The sequence below is a fragment of the Carnobacterium sp. 17-4 genome (assembly GCF_000195575.1).
Lineage (GTDB): Bacteria > Bacillota > Bacilli > Lactobacillales > Carnobacteriaceae > Carnobacterium_B.
In genome coordinates this window covers 1,990,713-2,010,865 of sequence record NC_015391.1, presented here as the reverse complement: position 1 = coordinate 2,010,865, position 20,153 = coordinate 1,990,713, and the positions used below count along the sequence as shown (strand labels likewise).

General features: G+C 35.6%; 19 protein-coding genes. 18 read left to right on the top strand and 1 reads right to left on the bottom strand.

Annotated features, from left to right (window positions below; all coding sequences use genetic code 11):
* Nucleotides 1-3: 3 nt before the first annotated feature.
* The 17 genes from CAR_RS09560 to CAR_RS09480 all read left to right on the top strand — a co-directional run bounded on the left by CAR_RS09560 (nt 4) and on the right by CAR_RS09480 (nt 18,290).
* Nucleotides 4-1,509 (top strand): phytoene desaturase family protein, encoded by a 1,506-nt coding sequence (locus tag CAR_RS09560; protein WP_013711521.1) that lies wholly within the window; start codon nt 4-6, stop codon nt 1,507-1,509.
* Nucleotides 1,499-2,911 carry an aldehyde dehydrogenase family protein gene (locus CAR_RS09555; RefSeq protein ID WP_013711520.1) on the top strand — a complete coding sequence of 471 codons (1,413 nt, stop codon included), beginning with the start codon at nt 1,499-1,501 and terminating at the stop codon, nt 2,909-2,911. Before CAR_RS09560 ends, CAR_RS09555 begins: the two co-directional genes overlap by 11 nt.
* Nucleotides 2,912-2,922: 11 nt before the next feature.
* Nucleotides 2,923-4,032, top strand: coding sequence for a glycosyltransferase family A protein (locus CAR_RS09550; protein ID WP_238526689.1), 1,110 nt, complete (start codon nt 2,923-2,925; stop codon nt 4,030-4,032).
* 4 nt (nt 4,033-4,036) lie between these two features.
* On the top strand, nt 4,037-4,528 hold the full coding sequence (locus CAR_RS09545; protein WP_148229416.1) for a glycosyl-4,4'-diaponeurosporenoate acyltransferase: 492 nt from the start codon (nt 4,037-4,039) through the stop codon (nt 4,526-4,528).
* 136 nt (nt 4,529-4,664) lie between these two features.
* On the top strand, nt 4,665-5,471 hold the full coding sequence (locus CAR_RS09540) for a motility protein A (RefSeq protein ID WP_013711517.1): 807 nt from the start codon (nt 4,665-4,667) through the stop codon (nt 5,469-5,471).
* Nucleotides 5,468-6,217 carry an OmpA/MotB family protein gene (locus tag CAR_RS09535; RefSeq protein WP_013711516.1) on the top strand — a complete coding sequence of 250 codons (750 nt, stop codon included), beginning with the start codon at nt 5,468-5,470 and terminating at the stop codon, nt 6,215-6,217. Before CAR_RS09540 ends, CAR_RS09535 begins: the two co-directional genes overlap by 4 nt.
* A 133-nt stretch (nt 6,218-6,350) precedes the next feature.
* Nucleotides 6,351-6,797 (top strand): CopY/TcrY family copper transport repressor, encoded by a 447-nt coding sequence (locus tag CAR_RS09530; RefSeq protein ID WP_013711515.1) that lies wholly within the window; start codon nt 6,351-6,353, stop codon nt 6,795-6,797.
* 18 nt (nt 6,798-6,815) lie between these two features.
* The gene (locus CAR_RS09525; RefSeq protein ID WP_013711514.1) at nt 6,816-9,263 is read left to right on the top strand and encodes a heavy metal translocating P-type ATPase; all 2,448 of its coding nucleotides are present in this window, start codon (nt 6,816-6,818) and stop codon (nt 9,261-9,263) included.
* A 49-nt stretch (nt 9,264-9,312) separates the two neighbouring features.
* Nucleotides 9,313-9,522 carry a heavy-metal-associated domain-containing protein gene (locus tag CAR_RS09520; protein WP_013711513.1) on the top strand — a complete coding sequence of 70 codons (210 nt, stop codon included), beginning with the start codon at nt 9,313-9,315 and terminating at the stop codon, nt 9,520-9,522.
* 307 nt (nt 9,523-9,829) lie between these two features.
* Entirely contained in the window at nt 9,830-11,167 is a 1,338-nt protein-coding gene (locus CAR_RS09515; protein WP_041556546.1) for an aminopeptidase C, read from the top strand.
* 115 nt (nt 11,168-11,282) lie between these two features.
* Nucleotides 11,283-11,864: a TetR/AcrR family transcriptional regulator gene (locus CAR_RS09510; protein WP_013711511.1), complete on the top strand. Its 582-nt coding sequence runs from the start codon at nt 11,283-11,285 to the stop codon at nt 11,862-11,864.
* A 116-nt stretch (nt 11,865-11,980) separates the two neighbouring features.
* Nucleotides 11,981-13,057 carry an ABC transporter permease gene (locus CAR_RS09505; RefSeq protein ID WP_238526688.1) on the top strand — a complete coding sequence of 359 codons (1,077 nt, stop codon included), beginning with the start codon at nt 11,981-11,983 and terminating at the stop codon, nt 13,055-13,057.
* A complete protein-coding gene (locus tag CAR_RS09500; RefSeq protein WP_013711509.1) occupies nt 13,057-13,740 on the top strand; it encodes an ABC transporter ATP-binding protein in 684 nt (227 codons plus the stop codon). Before CAR_RS09505 ends, CAR_RS09500 begins: the two co-directional genes overlap by 1 nt.
* Before the next feature lie 236 nt (nt 13,741-13,976).
* Nucleotides 13,977-15,176, top strand: coding sequence for a dicarboxylate/amino acid:cation symporter (locus CAR_RS09495; RefSeq protein ID WP_013711508.1), 1,200 nt, complete (start codon nt 13,977-13,979; stop codon nt 15,174-15,176).
* 175 nt (nt 15,177-15,351) lie between these two features.
* On the top strand, nt 15,352-17,028 hold the full coding sequence (locus CAR_RS09490; protein ID WP_041556543.1) for a formate--tetrahydrofolate ligase: 1,677 nt from the start codon (nt 15,352-15,354) through the stop codon (nt 17,026-17,028).
* Nucleotides 17,029-17,063: 35 nt separating this feature from the next.
* On the top strand, nt 17,064-17,696 hold the full coding sequence (locus tag CAR_RS09485; RefSeq protein WP_148229415.1) for a cyclodeaminase/cyclohydrolase family protein: 633 nt from the start codon (nt 17,064-17,066) through the stop codon (nt 17,694-17,696).
* Nucleotides 17,697-17,726: 30 nt separating this feature from the next.
* Nucleotides 17,727-18,290 carry a 5-formyltetrahydrofolate cyclo-ligase gene (locus CAR_RS09480; protein WP_013711505.1) on the top strand — a complete coding sequence of 188 codons (564 nt, stop codon included), beginning with the start codon at nt 17,727-17,729 and terminating at the stop codon, nt 18,288-18,290.
* 91 nt (nt 18,291-18,381) lie between these two features.
* On the opposite strand, the gene CAR_RS09475 is transcribed toward CAR_RS09480, so the two are convergent.
* Entirely contained in the window at nt 18,382-18,819 is a 438-nt protein-coding gene (locus tag CAR_RS09475) for an acyl-CoA thioesterase (protein ID WP_013711504.1), read from the bottom strand.
* A 202-nt stretch (nt 18,820-19,021) separates the two neighbouring features.
* On the opposite strand from CAR_RS09475, the gene CAR_RS09470 reads away from it, so the two are divergent.
* On the top strand, nt 19,022-20,152 hold the full coding sequence (locus tag CAR_RS09470; protein WP_013711503.1) for an exonuclease SbcCD subunit D: 1,131 nt from the start codon (nt 19,022-19,024) through the stop codon (nt 20,150-20,152).
* Nucleotide 20,153: the final 1 nt, after the last annotated feature.

Below are 20,153 nucleotides of genomic sequence, written 5' to 3'. Positions count from 1 at the left end.
ACTATGTCAACTCAAAAGAAAACAGTTATTGTTATAGGTGGAGGTTTAGGTGGTCTTTCAGCGGCTATTTCATTAGCGCAAAGTGGATACGCTGTATCGCTTTATGAAAAAAATCATCATCTTGGAGGCAAATTAAACCGGTTGGAGCAAGATGGATTTGGGTTTGATCTAGGCCCTTCAATTTTAACGATGCCACATGTATTCGAAAAGTTATTTACAGGAAGTAATCGCAAAATGGCTGAATATATATCGATTATTCAACTGGACCACCAGTGGAGATCTTTTTTTCCAGACAATTCGGTTATTGATTTGTACAGCGATTTAGAAAAAATGAACTATGAAAATAGTGAGTTAAGCGAAAAAGATATGAAGGAATATGCAGAATTTTTAGAGTATGCTAAAAAATTATACGATGCAACTGAAAAAGGGTATTTTGAAAAAGGGTTAGACAAAACAGGAGAAATTTTCCGTGAGCATGGCTTATTTGGTTCGATGAAAGACTTTGATTACTTTTCATCCATGTACGATGCTATTGAAAAAAGAATCAGTAATCAAAAAGTGCGCGATATGTTGGCCTATTTTATTAAATACGTTGGCTCTTCCCCGTACGATGCACCAGCTGTGCTAAATATGATGATTTATATGCAACATGCTCAGGGTGTATGGTATGTTCCAGGAGGTATGCATAAAATTGCTGAAGGATTAGTTAAACTAGCAACTGAGATAGGTGTAGAACTGCATACTGGTCTTGGTATTACATCCTTTATCAAGGACGAAAAAAACCAAATCAGTGCTGTAGAGCTTGCAGATGGCTCTTTAAGAAAAGCTGACTATTATATCTCTAATATGGAAGTTATTCCGGCTTATCAAAAATTACTAAATGAGGAACCTGCTTTTATTGAAAAATTAGAAAAACGTTTTGAACCTTCAAGTTCGGGATTGGTGATACATCTTGGAGTGGACAGAGAATATCCGCAACTTGCTCATCATAATTTCTTTTTCTCAGCTGATCCAGCCAATCATTTTGATACAGTCTTCAATCAGCATAAATTGCCTAAAGATCCGACTATTTATTTAGTAAATGTGAACAAAACAGATAAAGCTCAATCAAAACCAGGACATGAAAATATTAAAATTTTGCCTCATATTCCATATATTCAAGATGAACCATTCACTCATGAAGAGTATCTTTTACTTCGTGAACGTGTTTTGATTAAGTTAGAAAAAATGGGATTGACTGATTTACGGAAGCACATTGTGACAGAAGATCTATGGACACCAGATGATATTGAAAAAACTTATGGATCTCACAAAGGTTCCATTTACGGAACGGTTTCTAACCGTAAGAAAAATCACGGCTTTAAGCATGCTAAACATAGTGAACTGTATGACAACCTCTATTTTGTTGGTGGAACTGTAAACCCAGGTGGAGGTATGCCTATGGTTACAATGAGTGGGCAGCAGGTGAGAGATAAAATCGTTCAAAGGGATCAACAAGATGACAACTAAAGCTGGCGTTAGCGACAATAAGATAAACTGGTCCATTATTCAACAGCATCAAAAAACTCGCGTAGCGAATAGCAATCATCTAAATACAACTGAACGAAAACAACTTTTAGAGGTCTTGCGCTTGATGTTAATGGAAAATGAATCTGAATTGCTCACTGCTTTATATAAAGATCTAGGGAAAACACCAGAAGAAGCGTATACTTCTGAACTGGCAGTCTTGCTTCAAGAAATTGATTTTATGAAACGTCGCTTAAACAACTGGCAGAGACCTAAGCATAAACGTCATATTAAATTAGGTTCCATGAGCAAAACAACATTTGAACACCGTCCTTATGGTTCTATATTGGTTATTAGCCCATGGAACTACCCTTTACAATTAGCACTTATGCCGGTAATTGGAGCTCTTGCAGCAGGAAATAGCTGCTTTATTAAACCCTCTGAATTTGCTCCAGAGACAGCCAAGATTCTAGCTAAGTTAATAAGGGCTTACTTTTCGCCAGATGTTTTGATGGTTGTGAATGGAGACGACACAGTTGCTACTGAGTTATTAGAATTACCTTGGGATTTTATTTTTTTTACAGGGAGCAAAAAAGTAGGAACTATTGTGCATGGTGCAGCTGCTAAAAAGCAAATCCCTGTTGTATTGGAGTTAGGTGGTAAAAATCCCTGTATTGTTGATGAGACCAATTTAACGGAAGCTGTTGTGCAAAGGATTGTATGGGGGAAATTTTTAAATGCTGGTCAAAGTTGCATTGCTCCAGATACTGTTTATGTTCATCAAACAATTTATCCACAATTCCTTCAAATGGCAGTTGAACAAATCAAGCAGTTTTATGGTCTGCATCCGCTTGAAGAGGAAACGATTGGGCGAATGGCTCATGAAAAACAATTTGAAAAGATAGTCGATTTTTTAAAACAAGGAACTATTTATTACGGCGGAAAAGTTGACGCTACGCATAAAAGGGTAGAGCCAACGCTATTGACTGATATAACAGCGCGTAGTCCAATTCTTTACGAAGAAATATTTGGTCCAATCTTACCAGTCATCCCATATACTAATTTGTCAAAATTAGTAAACGAACTGAAACGAATGGATGATCCACTTGTCACATATATTTTTAGTAAAAATAAAAGAAGTATTGCGTACGTTAAAACTAAATTACGTTCAGGAGCTTTTAGTCTGAATCAAGTGATTTTACATGCAGTTAGTTCTGATAATTCATTTGGTGGAATAGGGGCTAGTGGATTTGGACGCTACCATGGCTCAGCCAGTCTAGACACATTCAGTTATGAACGAACAGTCTATACTTATCTTTTGCCATTTAATATCCAAAAACAATACCCGCCCTATCAATCTAATGATTTAAATCTGCTTCGTAAATGGAGACGTTGGTTATTTTAGGAGGAGCAATGATGCTGTTCATAATTATATTATTAAGCCTTATTTCAGTAATCAGTGGCTTTTTGATGCTTTGGAAAATTCCTTTGGTTGTTAAAGATGCTGATAATAATAACGTAAAAAAGAAAGTTTCGATTATTATCCCTGCGAGAAATGAAGAAACTCGTTTACCTGTGCTGTTGGCATCTTTAAATAATCAGTCATACAAACCGGTAGAAGTCATTGTTGTAGACGATGAGTCTTCTGATAGGACTATTGCTGTTGCTCAACAGCAGGGTGTTAAAGTTATTAAAAAGAAAAAAAGTGATGAATGGACAGGGAAATCCGCTGCTTGTTGGAGTGGGGCAAAGGAAGCAAAAGGTGATTGGTTGTTGTTCTTAGATGCAGATACGTTCTTTGAAGATAAAACTAGCTTGGAGCAGTTGTTAGCGACGTATCAATCTGTCGATTCAACTGGAATTCTCTCATTCCAACCCTTTCATAAGATAACAAAATTGTATGAAAATTTATCTGCTGTATTTAATATTATTTTAATGGCCGGTATGAATGTATTTACCCCGCTAGGTACTCAAATTGAGACGGCAGGTTCATTTGGACCTTGTATTTTATGTGATAAAGAAGAGTATTTTATTGTTGGAGGACATAAAGCTATCAAAGGAGCTATAATGGATGATCTTGCTCTAGGTGAGAAATTCAGGGAAAATAATTTTCCAGTTCGCTGTTATGGAGGACGCGGATTAATCCAGTTTCAAATGTACCCTGAAGGAATCAAGCAGTTGGTCGAAGGATGGACAAAAAGTTTTGGCACGGCTGCTCAGTCTACTCATCCCATAGTTACAGGTCTGATTTCACTTTGGATCAGTGGAGCATTTTTTACAATGGGTTCTTTAATAGTAGCTTTGCTGGCAAATGATACTAGTCTATGGATTATCGCTAGTTTAGTTTGTATAGCTTATGCCATACAATTTTATTGGCTTGCTCATCGTTTTGGCCAATTTAGTTTATGGATTTTGTTTGGTTATCCATTATTCTTTTTGTTTTTTATCGGTTTATTTGTATGGTCGCTCTTTTTAACAAAAGTACTCCACAGAGTTACTTGGAGTGGACGGAAATTGGAGGTGTAGGTCAGTGCAACTCTTAGAACTTCCCATGATATGGACTATCATTATTGACAGCATTGCATGGACAATTTTTCAAATAAGCATTTCTTTTTTTACGTTGTCTTTACCAGAAAGTTATTTTCGAAAGCAAACCTTTATTTACCCAGCAAGAAAGTGGGAAAATGAAGGACAATTTTGGCAGACACATTTTGATATAAAAAAATGGGCGAAAATTATTCCTGACGGTACACAAATATTAAAAAAAGGATTTTATAAAAAAAATCTACAGCAAAAAGAAGAAAATTATCTTGAAACATTCATACTTGAAACAAAACGAGCTGAACTTACCCATTGGCTTTCCATACTCCCTTCATTTCTATTTTTTTTATGGAATCCTGTATGGGTAGGATGGATCATGGTCATTTATGCGCTAGTATTTAATGTGCCAATTATCCTTTTGCAACGGTACAATCGTCCACGCCTTGAAAGAGTACTTAATCGCAAGAACGCAAGAAAATAAAAAATGCACTTATTCTAAGTTTAGTAGAATGAGCGCATTTTTTTTATTAGAGGAGACTTAAAAAAGTGATAAAAAAACCGATAATATACGTAGAGGTATATTAATTAATTTGTATTAAAAATTTGGAGGAATTACAGTGGGCGTATTTATTGCACTAGTTATTGGTTTTGGTTCCATGATCATTGGTTTTATGGGTGAAGGAGGACACGTAAGTGCACTAATCTCTTGGACCCCAGCAGTAATTGTTTTTGGCGGAACACTTGGAAGTGTATTGCTTGCGTTCCCTTTAGAGTATGTAAAAAACATTGGGAAAATAATAAAAGTGTCCTTCACAGCTAAATCAAAAGATTTGACGACAATTATCGTTTATTTCAGTACTTTAGCAACTAAAGTAAAAAGAGAAGGTGTACTAAGCATTGAATCAGAAGCAGCTGATAGTTCAGACGTTGACCCATTTATTAAAAAAGGAATTCAATTAGTTGTAGATGGAGAATCCTACGAAATGATACGAGACACATTAGAGTTAGAAATGGATGCTATTTCAGAAAGACATAAAACAGGAGCTGCAATTTTTAATTCGGCAGGAGGTACCGCACCAACAATGGGTATTGTAGGAACAGTACTGGGGCTAGTTCACGTATTAGGAGGCTTAGCTGATGCCGATATGTCTCAATTAGGAGCTAGCATATCATCTGCATTTTTAGCTACTCTTTATGGATTAGCAAGTGCGAACTTAGTTTTCCTTCCTATTGGAACACGGTTGAAAAAAATTGCCCAAAAAGAAGAAATGGAAAAGGAATTGATTTTAGAAGCTATTTTAATGATCCAACAAGGTGTTCGACCTAATCTAATAAATGAAAAATTAACCGGTTTTCTTAATGGTTCAGAAATCGTAGTAGATAGTAATAGTATACATGAAGGAAAGGCAGTTACTGAAGTATGAGTAGACGAAATAAGAAGCATGAAGAAGAACCAGAAAACCATGAGAGATGGTTGCTATCTTACGCAGATTTTATTACTCTTTTAATGATATTTTTTATCATTATGTACTCCATGAGTGAAATGGATAAATCAAAATACAATGAGCTGGCTTCAGTTTTTAGTATGGAAATGGGTGGAGGCGGAACTGGGATTCTTGAAGGAGAAAGCAAATCCGGTGACGGGGAAAATTCTAAGGGTTCTACAGAGCTGACAGAGGAAGAGCAACAAGAAGAAGTAAAAGAAACGATTGATGCTTACATTGATACTAGTGAGCTCAATGATAGTGTCACGACTTCTATCGAAGAAAGGGGACTGGTTTTAAGTTTTAATGATGCACTTTTTTTTGATAGTGGCAATGCAGAGATAAAAGCGGATCAACAAAATAAGTTCGTTGATATTGGGAAGTTATTAAACCAACCAGCATTAAAAGATAGTTTCATTCGTGTAGAAGGGTATACAGATTCTGTGCCCGTCTCAAATCCAAAGTATAAATCTAATTGGGACCTTTCAGTTTTAAGAGCGAGCAATGTAGCTCAAATTATTATAAATGATTCAGGAATCAACCCAAATCGGGTTTCGGTAGTAGGATATGGAGAATACCGACCAAAATCAGATAACAAAACAAATGAAGGTCGAGTTGAAAATAGAAGAGTGGATATATTAATATTAAATAGTGAATTTAATAACACAGAACAAGTAGCACAATAAAAAAGAAGCTCAGATGAGTTTCTTTTTTTTATGCATATAATTTTAATTCTAGTAGTTGACAATAAACGATTACAGTTGTAAACTAAGTGTATGGGAATGATTACAAGTGTAGTCGAAGAGGAGGAAACCCGATATGACGAATAAAATTCAACCAACTATCTCTGATGCTGAATGGGAAATCATGCGAGTAGTTTGGACAAATCATACGGTAACTAGTAAAGAAATTACCGAAATAGTAAAAGAAAAGATGAATTGGAAGCAAGCAACCATAAAAACATTGATTGGCCGTTTAGTTGAAAAAGGAATTTTAAAGACCGAAGCGATTGGAAACAAGTATTTGTATAGTCCAATTATTAGTGAAGAAGAAAGTTTTAAAAGTAAGACAACTAATTTTTTTGATCAGATTTGCAATCGAAAAGTTGGAACAACCATTGCTGAACTTATCCGTGAAGCTACATTGAGTCATGCAGATGTTCAGATGCTAGAAGAACTCGTACAACAAAAAAAAGAAGAAGCTGTTGACAGCGTTCCATGTGACTGTATACCTGGACAATGCGACTGCCAACATAGCCATTCATAAAAAAAGGAGTGAATCGAATTGACTGAGAAATCATTTACCATTGAAGGGATGAGTTGCGCATCATGTGCTCAGACTGTTGAAAAAGCGACTAAGAAATTACCTGGAGTCAAAGAAGCCAGTGTGAATTTGGCTACTGAAAAAATGCATATTCAATACGATGAATCGATTCTGACAGATAAAGATATCCAAGAAGCCGTAAATCAATCAGGATACAAAGCTGTAACTGATAAAAAACAGAAAACCTTTACCATTGAAGGGATGACCTGTGCATCATGTGCTCAAACGATTGAAAAAGCAACTGGAAAATTACCAGGAGTAGCAAATGTGAGTGTGAATTTAGCTACTGAAAAAATGAGTATCCAATATGATCCAGATCAATTAGGAGTAGCGGATATTACAAATGCCGTAAAAGAATCTGGTTATGAAGCTCATGAAGAAATTGAATCAGCCGATGCACTAGACATGGATCGTGAAAAAAAAGCACAACACATAAAAGAGATGTGGCAGCGATTTTGGATTTCAGCTATTTTTACGGTCCCTTTATTGTACATTTCAATGGGCCATATGTTAGGAATGCCACTACCTGAAGTGATTGATCCTATGATGAATGCGGGCACTTTTTCTTTTACTCAATTGATTTTGACTTTACCAGTTGTAATTCTTGGAAGAGAATTTTTTAAAGTCGGATTCAAAGCTTTATTCAAAGGTCATCCCAATATGGATTCGCTTGTTGCTTTAGGAACGAGTGCGGCCTTTGTATACAGCTTAGCTGCAACTATAGGCATATGGATGGGAAATGTTGGCTTAGCTATGGAGCTTTATTATGAATCTGCGGCAGTTATTTTGACGTTGATCACGCTTGGTAAATACTTTGAAGCTCTTTCAAAAGGGAAAACTTCTGAAGCAATTAAAAAACTAATGGGTCTTGCTCCAAAAAAAGCTAGGCTGATGCGAAATGGACAAGAGGTAGAAGTAGCAGTCGACGAAGTACAAGTAAATGATTTAATCATCGTGAAACCAGGTGAAAAAATGCCCGTCGATGGAGTAGTGGTCGAAGGAATGACGTCAGTTGATGAAGCTATGTTGACTGGAGAAAGTATACCCGTTGAAAAAACAACTGGCGATGCGATAATTGGAGCAAGTATCAATAAAAATGGAACAATTCAATACAAAGCTACAAAAGTTGGTAAAGATACAGCCTTATCTCAAATCATTAAGTTGGTTGAAGATGCACAAGGTTCAAAAGCTCCTATTGCGAAACTTGCCGATATTATTTCTGGATATTTTGTACCAATCGTTATCATACTAGCTATCCTATCAGGAGTAGCTTGGTATCTAGCTGGAGAATCAGGGGTATTTGCTCTGACAATCGCAATTTCGGTATTAGTTATTGCCTGCCCTTGTGCGCTAGGATTAGCGACACCTACCGCTATTATGGTCGGTACAGGAAAAGGAGCCGAATATGGCGTTTTAATTAAAAGTGGCGGAGCACTAGAAAAAACACATAAAATCGACACGATTATTTTTGATAAAACAGGCACACTAACTGAAGGAAAACCTGAAGTAACAGATATTGTAACTGTTAGTGAGTTATCTGAAGAGAAGTTATTGATTCTTGCAGCTTCTGCTGAAAAAGGCTCAGAACATCCACTTGGAGAAGCAATTGTTCACGGAGCAGAAAATAAGAAATTGCCTCTTCTTAAAACGCAAACATTCAATGCTTTGCCTGGACATGGAATTGAAGTAACAATAGAGAATCAATCTCTCTTATTAGGAAATAAAAAATTAATGGTCGACCGCGGTATCTCACTTGATGCAGTAGAGTCAATTTCCGATAAGTTAGCAAGCGAGGGTAAAACCCCAATGTATATTGCTAAAGATGGTCAAATGGCAGGAATAATTGCCGTTGCAGATACAGTAAAAGCGAATAGCTTGAATGCCATTGAAAAATTGCATAAGATGGGATTAGAGGTAGCAATGATTACTGGTGACAATAAACGGACTGCTGAAGCTATTGCCAAACAAGTAGGAATTGACCGTGTGTTAAGTGAAGTGTTACCGGAACAAAAAGCAAACGAAGTAAAAAAATTACAAGCCGAAGGAAAAATAGTCGCTATGGTAGGTGATGGTATCAATGATGCTCCTGCTTTAGCACAAGCTGATATTGGTATTGCCATTGGAACAGGTACAGATGTAGCTATGGAATCTGCAGACATTGTACTGATGAGAAGTGATTTAATGGATGTACCAACAGCTGTGGAATTGAGTAAAGCAACCATCAAAAATATCAAAGAAAACCTATTTTGGGCATTTGGGTACAATGTTTTAGGAATTCCTATTGCTATGGGACTGCTCCACATTTTTGGAGGACCATTGTTAAACCCGATGTTGGCTGGAGCAGCAATGAGTTTCAGTTCAGTATCCGTACTGATCAATGCACTGCGTTTAAAGAGATTCAAACCCTAATCTAAAAAAATAAAGTGAAACTATAATTATTGAAACGGAGTGATATGAAATGAAAAAAGAATTAACGATTGAAGGCATGAAATGCGAAGGTTGTGCAAGTACAGTAGTTGAAAAATTCCAATCAGTTGAAGGCATTGAACGTGTAGTTGTTAATTTAGAAACGAAACAAGCGATTGTCGAAAGTTCTAATGAAATTGATGAATCAATTTTTAACCAAGCACTAAGCGAAACAAATTATACTATAACTAGTAGTAACTAAAGACCCTGTAATGTTTAATATTGTCAGAATGAAACCTCGCTTTTCTATGGAAAAGTGAGGTTTTTTTGTTCACTTTTACGTGAAACTAAATTTGATGGACAAGTGAGACGCTTTTTTTGTTTCACTTGTCCGTTAAGAGCCCTCTAATGGAAGAGTGAAGGTAGTTTTCCGTTCCACTCTTCCATAAAGAGATGTTTCATGGAAGAGTGGAGCCCCTCCTAATCAGAAAAGTAGGAATAAATGAATCAACTTGCTAGATAAACCAAAGAAGAGTATCCTTTTAAGTAATAAATTAGGGGGAATGAAGATGGGAATCAATAACGAATTGTTAACAGAGTTTAAAGTACGGTTTGATGCAAACAATACAAATCAGGTGATTAAAGGCGCCATAGCAAAAGTTGGTATTGATGATGCTTCTTTAGATAATAATGTTTTAAGAAGGCATCCTTTTGAGTTCTCAAACGAAACCAAACGTGGTGCAATAACAAATCAACAATCCAGTGGCCGATGTTGGATGTTTGCAGCTTTAAATACTGCTCGTGTAGATACGATGGAGAAATTAAATATGGATAGTTTTGAGTTCTCACAAAATTATACGTTGTTTTGGGATAAACTTGAAAAAGCCAATTATTTCTTAGACAGCATTTTAGAAACACTAGACGAACCGCAAAATTCTAGAATTGTTTCTCATCTATTGATGGATCCAGTTCAAGATGGTGGACAATGGGATATGTTTTCGGGACTGCTAGAAAAATACGGCGCGGTTCCTAAATCTGTTATGCCAGAAACGTTTCATTCTTCTAATACAAGAAAATTAAACTCAGTACTAACCTCTAAACTCAGAGAATTTGCTTGTCAATTACGTGAAGCTTATCAAGCTGGATCTTCATTAAACGAATTAACAGAGAATAAAGAAACGATGCTGTATTTCATTTATACTGTGTTAGTCAAGGCATTGGGTGAAGTTCCTGAGTCATTTACTTACACTTATCGAAACAAAGAGGGTGAATACTGCCGTATCAATGAACTCACTCCACAAGACTTTTTTAAAGAATATGTCGGTTGGGATTTAACAAGTTTAGTCAGCTTGTTAAATGCACCAACTGAAGATAAACCTTTTGGAAGAGCTTATACTGTTAAGTATTTAGGAACCGTTAAAGAAGCAAAACCGATCCAATACATCAATGTCCCTATTCAAGTTTTAAAAGAAGCCGCTGTTGCTTCAATTAAAGACGCTCAGCCAGTCTGGTTTGGCTGCGATGTGGGCAAAATGTTGGTAAGAGATAGTGGGATTATGGATGAACATAGTTACAATTATGAATTGACACTAGGTGAGGGTAACGGATTAACAAAAGCGCAGCGCTTAGATTATGGCGATAGCTTATTGACTCATGCAATGGTATTTGTGGGAGTAGATTTGGACGAACAAGGTCAGCCTCTAACATGGAAAGTTGAAAACAGTTGGGGAGACAAATCAGGTAAAAAGGGAATATATTCCATGAGTGACAAATGGTTTGAGGAATTTAACTATCAAATTGCAGTAGATAAAAAATACATTCCTGAAAAATGGTTGAAAGCGTTAGAACAGCCTGTTATTGCATTAGAACCATGGGATCCAATGGGTGCTTTAGCTTTGGTAAAATAAAAATAAAGAGCAAGGTTTTGAAGAACAGAAACTTCAGACCCTTGTTTTTTGCTTTGTAGAGAAATAAAACATGCTATAATCTACAGTAGCAAAGAAAAAATAAGGAGTGATTTTGGTGGCAAGAGAAAAGAAATTTTCAACAGATGATATTTATTTGCAGACACATAATCTTTTGATAAAAGAAGGTTATGAAAAATTTTCATTTAGTTTGCTGGCCAAATCATTAAAAGTTTCAAGAGCGGCTATCTATAAATACTATACGAATAAAGATGAACTTATTAGTGATTACTTAGTAGGACAGATGAAACAAATGATGGAAGAGTTTCATCAAATAAACTTGTCTTTGGACTTTACAGACCAATTTGATCAATTATTCGAGTTGATTTTTAAGTATCGAGAAGTACATTTGATTTCAAATGCTCTTCCACATGACAAAATGGTCATCAGTACTGAAAAACAAAAGCAAAAAGAACTTATTTCTGGAGAGGTCCATGGACATTTCTTTAATTATATTCAACAATTTATTCAGACTGGTAAAACAAATGGTTATATAAAAAAAGAAATCCCCGATAGTTTAATTGTTGGTATTATTTTTCATAGTATTAATATACCTGATCATTCTAATTTAAGTTCCAAAGAAAGAGCTTATTTTATTAAGATGATCATTAAAAATGGTATTTTTGATATTCCAAAGTGACACAAGTGTAACTTTGTTGTATACTACTATTTGTAAAGATAAGTACTTAAAGAAATGGGGTAGGATAAATGTTTTTAGCACTGAAGGAACTAAAGCACTCCAAAGGAAGATTTATTATGATTGGGTTAATTATAGTATTTATTTCGTGGCTTGTGTTTGTATTATCTGGTCTTGGAACGGGATTATCTGATTTAGCAACTTCGACGTTAAAATATTCGGAAGCAGATTACGTTGTTTTTGAAAAGGAAACGGATTTTAGCTTTTCTAAGTCAATTCTTTCTGAAGATTTGGAGGAACAATTGCTAGACGAAAAAGGGGTTGAAGCTGTCGCTTCAATGGGAACGGTCTCGGCTTCAATACGTTCTGCTGCCAGTGATGAAGAGAATGCAACAAAAACGGATGTCCTTATAGCGGGTATTCAGCCCGGATCATTTATGGAGCCGTCTGTCAGTTCTGGAAAATCACTAATAAACAGCAATTTGAATGGTGTAATTGTGGATGAGTCGCTGAAAGAAGACGGTTTTTCATTAGGTGATACGCTAGCAATCAATGGATCTAATGAAGAAGTGGAGATTATCGGTTTTGTTCAAAATGAAACTTTAAATCATCAGCCGGTTATTTTTGCACAATTAGATAAATTTCGTGCTATTAAGTACGCTGCACCTGGTTCAGATAATGGTATAGAAAATCCAGTTAATGGAATTTTACTTCAAGGAACGAATGTAGACGTTGAAGCAATAAATGAAACAATTGATGGGATTGAAATAGGGACAAAAGATGAAGCTGTAAATGCAGTTCCTGGATATACAGCTGAAAACGGCACAATCATGATGATGCTTTGGTTTTTAATTATTATTTCAGCTTTTATTATTGGTGTGTTCTTTTATGTTTTAACCAATCAAAAAACGCAACAATTCGGTGTGCTAAAAGCCATTGGAGCAAGCAACGGATTTGTTATTAAAACAGTTATCTCACAAGTTTTCGTTTTATCAGCTGTCAGTATTTTAGTAGGAATTGGTTTGACATACCTTACTGCTGCAGTATTACCAGAGGGAATGCCGTTTAACTTGAAACTCCCTATGGTTATTATTTATAGTATCGTTTTACTAGCGATAAGTGTCTTAAGTTCGCTGTTTTCTGTAATCAAAATTTCAAAAATTGATCCGTTAACAGCATTAGGGAGGTTGGAATAATGACTGGTATTCAATTGAAAAATGTAACAAAACGTTATCAAGATAGTGAAAGTGAAACAATTGCTTTGAATCAAGTTTCAATGACTGTGGATAAAGGAGAATTTGTAGCTATTATTGGACCATCTGGTTCAGGAAAGAGTACCTTTTTAGCAATTGCAGGAGCTTTATTGAAGCCTTCTGAAGGAGAAGTATTTATTAAAGATAGAGCAATATCCTCTTTGAATGAAAAAGAGTTAGCACAAGTTCGTTTGGAACAAATTGGTTTTATACTGCAAACATCAAACTTGATTCCTTATTTGACTGTACTAGATCAATTATTGGTGGTCGTAAAAATGAAGGGTTCCATTACTGAAGATATGAAAAAAATAGCAAGAGAACTCTTAGCAGATTTAGGATTAGACAATAAATTCGGAAAATTTCCAGACAAGTTATCTGGCGGTGAAAGGCAGCGAGTGGCAATTGCGCGTTCTTTTATGAATGATCCAGATGTTATTTTAGCAGATGAACCCACAGCTAATCTAGATACTGCACGTGCTCATGAAGTTGTGCAATTGATTGCAAAAGAAGTGAAATCTCGGAATAAAGCCGCTATTATGGTTACCCATGATGAACGCATGTTGAAATACTGTGATCGTGTTTATCGTATTGAAGATGGTGTACTCAAAGAAGAGAAAACTGTATAAAACAGTAAACTAATCATTAATAAAATAGCCATTGGCTGGTATATATCGGTAGTATGCCGAGTTTATACCAGCTGTTTTTTTATACTTTAATAAGTAAGAGGACTAATTCTATTTTAAATGAAAATTTTTTTAATTAAAAAATGGTTAGAAATAAAAAAATATGTTAGGATAGTGAAGGAAGAATTTATCGATAAAAAGTAAATTCTTTTTTTGTTTATAAAAGGAGTGAATAAAAGATGAAAAGGATCAAATTAGGATTAGTAACAAAATTGCTAATAGCAATTATTTTAGGTATTATTTTTGGACAATTGGCTTTTTTGCCGGATTTCATTATTCAAATACCGGTTACAATTTCTGCTCTATTCAGTAGTTTATTAAGTTTTATTATCCCATTGATGATCATTGGTTTTGTGGTAGTGGGTATTGCGGATCTTACACAAGGGGCAGGAAAGCTTTTGGGAATCACCACATTGATTGCCTACTCTTCAACATTGATTGCTGGTTTTATCGCATATTTTATAGCTGTGAATGTTTTTCCATTATTTATTGATAGTGGATTAAGTGCTGAAGGTATTGGTGAAAAAGCCAGCCTTGCACCACTATTTTCGATTCCTATAGAGCCTATTATGGATGTTACTTCTGCCATTGTTTTTTCTTTTATGATTGGGATTTGTATCTCTTGGTTAAGAGGACAAGGCAAAGGAGATACTATGTATAACTTTTTTAGTGAATTTAGTTTGATTATCAGTAAAATACTTAATTCACTAATTATTCCGGGACTGCCAATTTTTATATTTGGTAATTTTGTAAATTTGAGTTATACAGGAAGTGTATTTTCGATCCTTTCAGTTTTTTGGAAAGTATTTGTAATTGTGATTAGCTTACAACTTATCCTTGTGTCACTCTTCTTTGTGATTGCAGGACTTTATACAAAGAAAAATCCATTAATATTAATTAAAAATCAAATTCCAGGTTATATAACAGCAATTGGAACACAGTCCTCGGCAGCAACTATTCCGGTGAATTTAGAAGTAGCTAAAAAGAATGGTGTATCGGCACAAATTCGTGAATTTGTCATCCCATTATGTGCTACGATTCATTTGTTGGGAAGTATTGTTACAGTTATTTCTTGTGTAACAGCTGTTTTATTAATGTACAATATGCCGGTGCAATTAGGCATGATGGCAGGATTTATTGCGATGTTGGGTATAGCTATGGTAGCAGCGCCTGGAGCACCCGGTGGAGCAATTATGAGTGCTTTACCTTTTATGACTATGGTTGGTATAGATCCTACTGGTGTATTGGGAAATCTCTTGATAACATTGTATTTAACGCAAGATAGTTTTGGAACTGCAGCAAATGTTTCAGGGGATAATGCTATTGCAGTTATCATAGATAAAATTTACTTTAAGCACATCTTAAAAAAGAATGAGTAAGGATATGGATAGGAAAAAAACGTCTAGCTTAACATAAGCTAAGCGTTTTTTCTTTTATTAAGAAATAAAAAGAAAAAATCTATGAATTGATTAAACAATTCTAGAAGGAAATCGTTAAGAAAAATGGTAATATAAGGATAAGATAATGAGTTTAGAACTAGCTGGAGGGATACATATGAAATTTAAAACAGATGTCACGATTGCACAAGAAACGACAATGAAACCAATAGTAGAAATTGCTAAGAAATTAGGAATCAATGATAATGCGATTGAACAGTATGGAAAGTATAAAGCTAAAATCAATGAACTAGAGTTAACGGATTTAGAGACTAAAAAAGATGGTAAGTTGATCCTTGTAACGGCTATTACGCCAACTCCAGCTGGAGAAGGCAAGACAACAACAGTAGTTGGATTAGGAGATGGGCTTCAAAAAATAGGCAAAAAAGCTGCAATAGCGCTTAGAGAACCGTCTTTAGGACCTGTTTTTGGCATGAAAGGAGGCGCAGCAGGAGGCGGATACGCTCAAGTAGTACCAATGGAAGATTTAAACTTGCATTTCACAGGGGATTTCCATGCCATCAGTGCAGCCAATAATTTATTAGCTGCTATGCTGGATAATCATATTCATCACGGAAATGCACTAGCGATTGATACACGAAATATTACATGGAAACGTGTGGTAGATATGAATGATCGCCAATTGCGGTTTATCGTGGATGGATTAAATGGTAAAACGAATGGTGTTCCACGCGAAGATGGATTTGATATTACAGTAGCTTCAGAAATTATGGCTATCTTATGTTTATCAATGAATATGGAAGAAATGAAAGGAAAGTTAAAAAGAATTATTGTAGGCTACAGTGTAGCTGGGCAACCGGTTACTGCAGGAGATTTGAAAGCACATGGAGCAATGGCAGCCTTATTAAAAGAAGCATTAAAACCGAATTTGGTTCAAACATTGGAACATACACCGGCGTTTATTCATGGAGGACCATTTGCCAATATCGCTCATGGATGTAACAGCATCAAAGCAACGAAATTAGCTTTAAAATATGCAGATTATGTTGTCACTGAAGCTGGATTTGGTGCTGATCTAGGTGCTGAAAAATTCATGGATATTAAATGCCGTTTATCAGGTTTGGAACCTTCTGCGGTTGTAGTCGTAGCAACGGTAAGAGCATTGAAAATGCATGGAGGAATGGCTAAAAAAGAATTAAAAGAAGAGAATGTGGTAGCTCTTGAAAAAGGATTGCCTAATTTAATGAAGCACATTGAAAATATGCAAACCGTTTTTGGTATGCCAACTGTTGTAGCCATCAATAAATTTCCAACGGATACCGCTGAAGAATTAGCATTAGTGAAAGAAAAGTGTGAAGAACTTGGGGTACATGTTGTTTTATCAGATGTTTGGGAAAATGGCGGTAATGGGGGACAAGATCTAGCTAGAGCAGTTGTTATTTTGGCGGAACAAAAAAGTACGTTAACGTATGCTTATGAGTTAGAGGATTCGTTGGTAGATAAAATGACTAAAGTGGTTCAAAAAGTATATGGGGGTGAAGGAATTGCATTAGCTCCTGGAGTAAAAAAAGAAATTACTCGTCTAGAAGCTCTTGGATTCGGGAACCTACCTATCTGTATGGCAAAGACACAATATTCTTTCTCAGATGATAAAAATAAACTAGGCCGACCGGAAGATTTTACAGTGACCATAAAAAAAGTAAAAGTTTCTGCTGGAGCGGGATTTATAGTTGTATTAACGGGTGATATTATGACGATGCCAGGATTGCCAAAAGTACCGGCAGCAGAGTCGATTGATGTGTTAGCGGATGGAAGAATCATTGGATTATTTTAATTTTCTTTAACTATTAAAGAAAGGAGATCATGACAATGAAAGAACAAACGATTGAACATTTTCTAACCGAACTTTCTGCAAAAAAATCCACACCTGGAGCAGGTGGTGCAGCGGCCTTAGTAGCTGCATTAGGTACTGCTTTAGGTAGTATGGTTGGGAATTTTACTATTGGAAAGAAAAAGTATCAAGCCGTTCAGACTGAAGTAGAAAAAATTGTTGAAGAGTTAGAACAAATCAAGCTGGAGCTAGAAGAGTTGATTCAAAAAGATGCAGATGCATTTTACCCTCTAGCACAAGCTTATAAGTTGCCTAAAGAAACGCCAACGGAGATCGCGTATAAAGAAAAGGTAATGGAAGAAGCTTTAGAGGGCGCTACAATTGTGCCAATTGATATTATGAAAAAGGCGTTAAGAGCGATTGAATTGCTTGAACGAGTAGCAGAAATAGGAAATACCATGCTAACAGCAGATGCTGGCACGGGAATTGTTTTTTGTAAAGCAGCTTTAGAAGGAGCAAGTTTAAGCGTCTATATCAACACGACAGAGATGCAAAATAAACAAAAAAGACAACTTTTAAATCAAGAAGCTGAACGATTAGTTGAAAAAGGGTCAACGATTGCCAGCAATGTTTATCAAATGATTAGCCAATCTTATAAAGTAGCAAAGTAATATAAGTACTCGGATAGGAAGAGAAAAATAATGACAGAAAAAATAGAAAAGCAAGGATTGCGGAAAAAAATGATTACTTTACTCAATAGCATTTCTGCTGAAGAAAAAACAGCAATTGAAATAAAACTAGAGGAGAATTTATTTAGGTCGAGCGAATGGAAGTCAGCCAAGCGAATAGGCGTTACTCTTTCCCAAGGATTTGAATGGAATACATTCGGAATCATCAAGAAAGCTTGGGAAGAAGGAAAAACGGTTTGTGCTCCAAAGTGCGTTCCAGAACATAAAGCAATGATTTTTTATGATTTCACGAGCATGGAACAGTTAGAAAAGGGCTTTTATAATCTGATTGAGCCGAAACCTGCACAAACAAAAAAGGTAGGTAAAACGGAGATTGATTTAGTATTGGTTCCAGGATTGATTTTTGATGAAAAAGGGTACCGAGTTGGTTTTGGTGGAGGGTATTATGACCGATTTTTGAAAGACTTCCCCAATCGTACGGTAGGACTTATTTACTCAAAACAAGTGACTTCAGCTCTTCCAATAGAACCATTTGATATACCAGTACAAAAAGTCATAACAGAAAAGTCCGAGTAAATAATAGTAAAAAGCCAAAGAGATTAAATAATAAATCTCTTTGGCTTTTTTGTTGTTAGCTATCCATACTAAGCATTTCTGACAACATATACTATTTTGATAAATCAACACCTAAGTAGGCATCGAATAAATCATATAGTTCCGGATGCTTTTTTTTCAAAGAAACAGGTCGATTTTCCTTGTCTAAGAAACAATGTTTGCTCTCCCCGGTCGTCCGCAATTTCCCGGTAGTTTTATCTAGAATTTGATAAGAGATCGTCAAACGAATACCGTTAAAGGCTTCAATCTTAGGTATGATATAAACACGGTCGTTGTAATGCACCATTGATTTGTAGAGGCATGCAATCTCTAGAACAGGAACAATGATTCCGAGTTTTTCCATTTGATCGTAACCAAAACCCATTTGATCTAATAGATTGGTTCTAGCTTCTTCAAACCAACGGATATAATTTGAATGATGAATAATTCCCATCTGATCCGTTTCATAATACTGAGCTAGATGTTCATATAAGTCGAAATTTTTTTTCATATCTGCGTTTCAGTCCTTACTACTGTTTACTAGTATGATAGCATAATTGACTCCTTTTATGCTCATCAAAAACAGAAGAAATAGTTAAGTTATATTAGCTGGTGTTCTCAGTGAAATATTCGTAGTATACTTCTTGATAGAAGAACCTTAAAAAAAGAGATAAGCTAAATTTTTACAGGAATGTTAACAAAGGAGAGTACCTATGCGATTATTACATACAGCAGACTGGCATATTGGGAAAATTGTCAATGAAATGTCGATGTTAGAAGATCAAGAATATTTTCTTGATCAATTAATTAAAAAATTAAAAACAATACAGGTTGACGCTTTAATTATGGCGGGAGATTTATATGACCGTGCGATGCCTTCAAAAGAAGCAGTAGCCTTAGCTAATAAAGTATTAACAAGACTGATTCAAGAAGTTGATCTTCCTATTTTGGTCATAGCAGGCAACCATGATAGCAATGAAAGAGTAGAATATGGAGCAGATCTTTTAGCAACCAACCAGCTCTATATTGAAGGAACGGTCAAAGAGGTGACAAGAAAAGTAACTCTTAAAGGAGTTAACTTTTATTTACTACCTTTTGCAGACTATGCTTATATTAGAGAGCTGCTGCAAGACGAGTCAATCAAAAGTCTAGAAGACGCTACAAGGGTTCAAATAGAAGCCATCAAAAAAGAAATGGATCCTTCAGAAATAAACGTTTTGATAGCACATGGATATGTCATTAATTTAACCAATGATACTTCTGAAACGACTGATTCAGAAAGACCGTTAAGTATTGGAACGGCCGAATACGTAAGCGTGGAGCTGTTTGAAGATTTTGATTATGTAGCGTTGGGTCATTTGCATAAGGCTCAAAAAGTAAAGCACGATCGTATTCGTTACAGCGGATCAATATTAAAATATTCGAAATCAGAAGCGGTGCATAAAAAACAAGTATCCCTAGTAACGTTAGAAAAAAATCATGTTGAGATTGAACCGATCTACATCGAATCTAAACGAGATATGCGTGTCCTCAAAGGTTTCTTTGCTACATTAATGGAACAACATTCAGACGATTATGTATTTTTTGAATTGCTGGATGAAAATTTTGTTATGGATGCAATGAATCAACTGCGTCGTCGTTATCCAAATGCTATGGGCTTGGAGTATGCGGCTCGAAAAGAACGTGAAGAAAACGCATCAACTATGCATCAGGAACACTTGAAAAAATTATCAGTCCAAGATATTTTTGATGATTTCTATGCACATTACAAAGAAAAAGATTTAACTGTTGAACACAAAAGTATCATTAACAACATTTTGCATGAAATGGAGAGAGGTGAGTAGC

Coding starts and splice junctions, on each gene's coding strand:
- CAR_RS09560 (WP_013711521.1), top strand. CDS start 4: ATGTCAACTCAAAAGAAAACAGTTATTGTTATAGGTGGAGGTTTAGGT.
- CAR_RS09505 (WP_238526688.1), top strand. CDS start 11,981: ATGATTGGGTTAATTATAGTATTTATTTCGTGGCTTGTGTTTGTATTA.
- CAR_RS09480 (WP_013711505.1), top strand. CDS start 17,727: ATGACAGAAAAAATAGAAAAGCAAGGATTGCGGAAAAAAATGATTACT.
- CAR_RS09495 (WP_013711508.1), top strand. CDS start 13,977: ATGAAAAGGATCAAATTAGGATTAGTAACAAAATTGCTAATAGCAATT.
- CAR_RS09520 (WP_013711513.1), top strand. CDS start 9,313: ATGAAAAAAGAATTAACGATTGAAGGCATGAAATGCGAAGGTTGTGCA.
- CAR_RS09515 (WP_041556546.1), top strand. CDS start 9,830: ATGGGAATCAATAACGAATTGTTAACAGAGTTTAAAGTACGGTTTGAT.
- CAR_RS09555 (WP_013711520.1), top strand. CDS start 1,499: ATGACAACTAAAGCTGGCGTTAGCGACAATAAGATAAACTGGTCCATT.
- CAR_RS09475 (WP_013711504.1), bottom strand. CDS start 18,819: ATGAAAAAAAATTTCGACTTATATGAACATCTAGCTCAGTATTATGAA.
- CAR_RS09490 (WP_041556543.1), top strand. CDS start 15,352: ATGAAATTTAAAACAGATGTCACGATTGCACAAGAAACGACAATGAAA.
- CAR_RS09550 (WP_238526689.1), top strand. CDS start 2,923: ATGCTGTTCATAATTATATTATTAAGCCTTATTTCAGTAATCAGTGGC.
- CAR_RS09500 (WP_013711509.1), top strand. CDS start 13,057: ATGACTGGTATTCAATTGAAAAATGTAACAAAACGTTATCAAGATAGT.
- CAR_RS09530 (WP_013711515.1), top strand. CDS start 6,351: ATGACGAATAAAATTCAACCAACTATCTCTGATGCTGAATGGGAAATC.
- CAR_RS09535 (WP_013711516.1), top strand. CDS start 5,468: ATGAGTAGACGAAATAAGAAGCATGAAGAAGAACCAGAAAACCATGAG.
- CAR_RS09470 (WP_013711503.1), top strand. CDS start 19,022: ATGCGATTATTACATACAGCAGACTGGCATATTGGGAAAATTGTCAAT.
- CAR_RS09485 (WP_148229415.1), top strand. CDS start 17,064: ATGAAAGAACAAACGATTGAACATTTTCTAACCGAACTTTCTGCAAAA.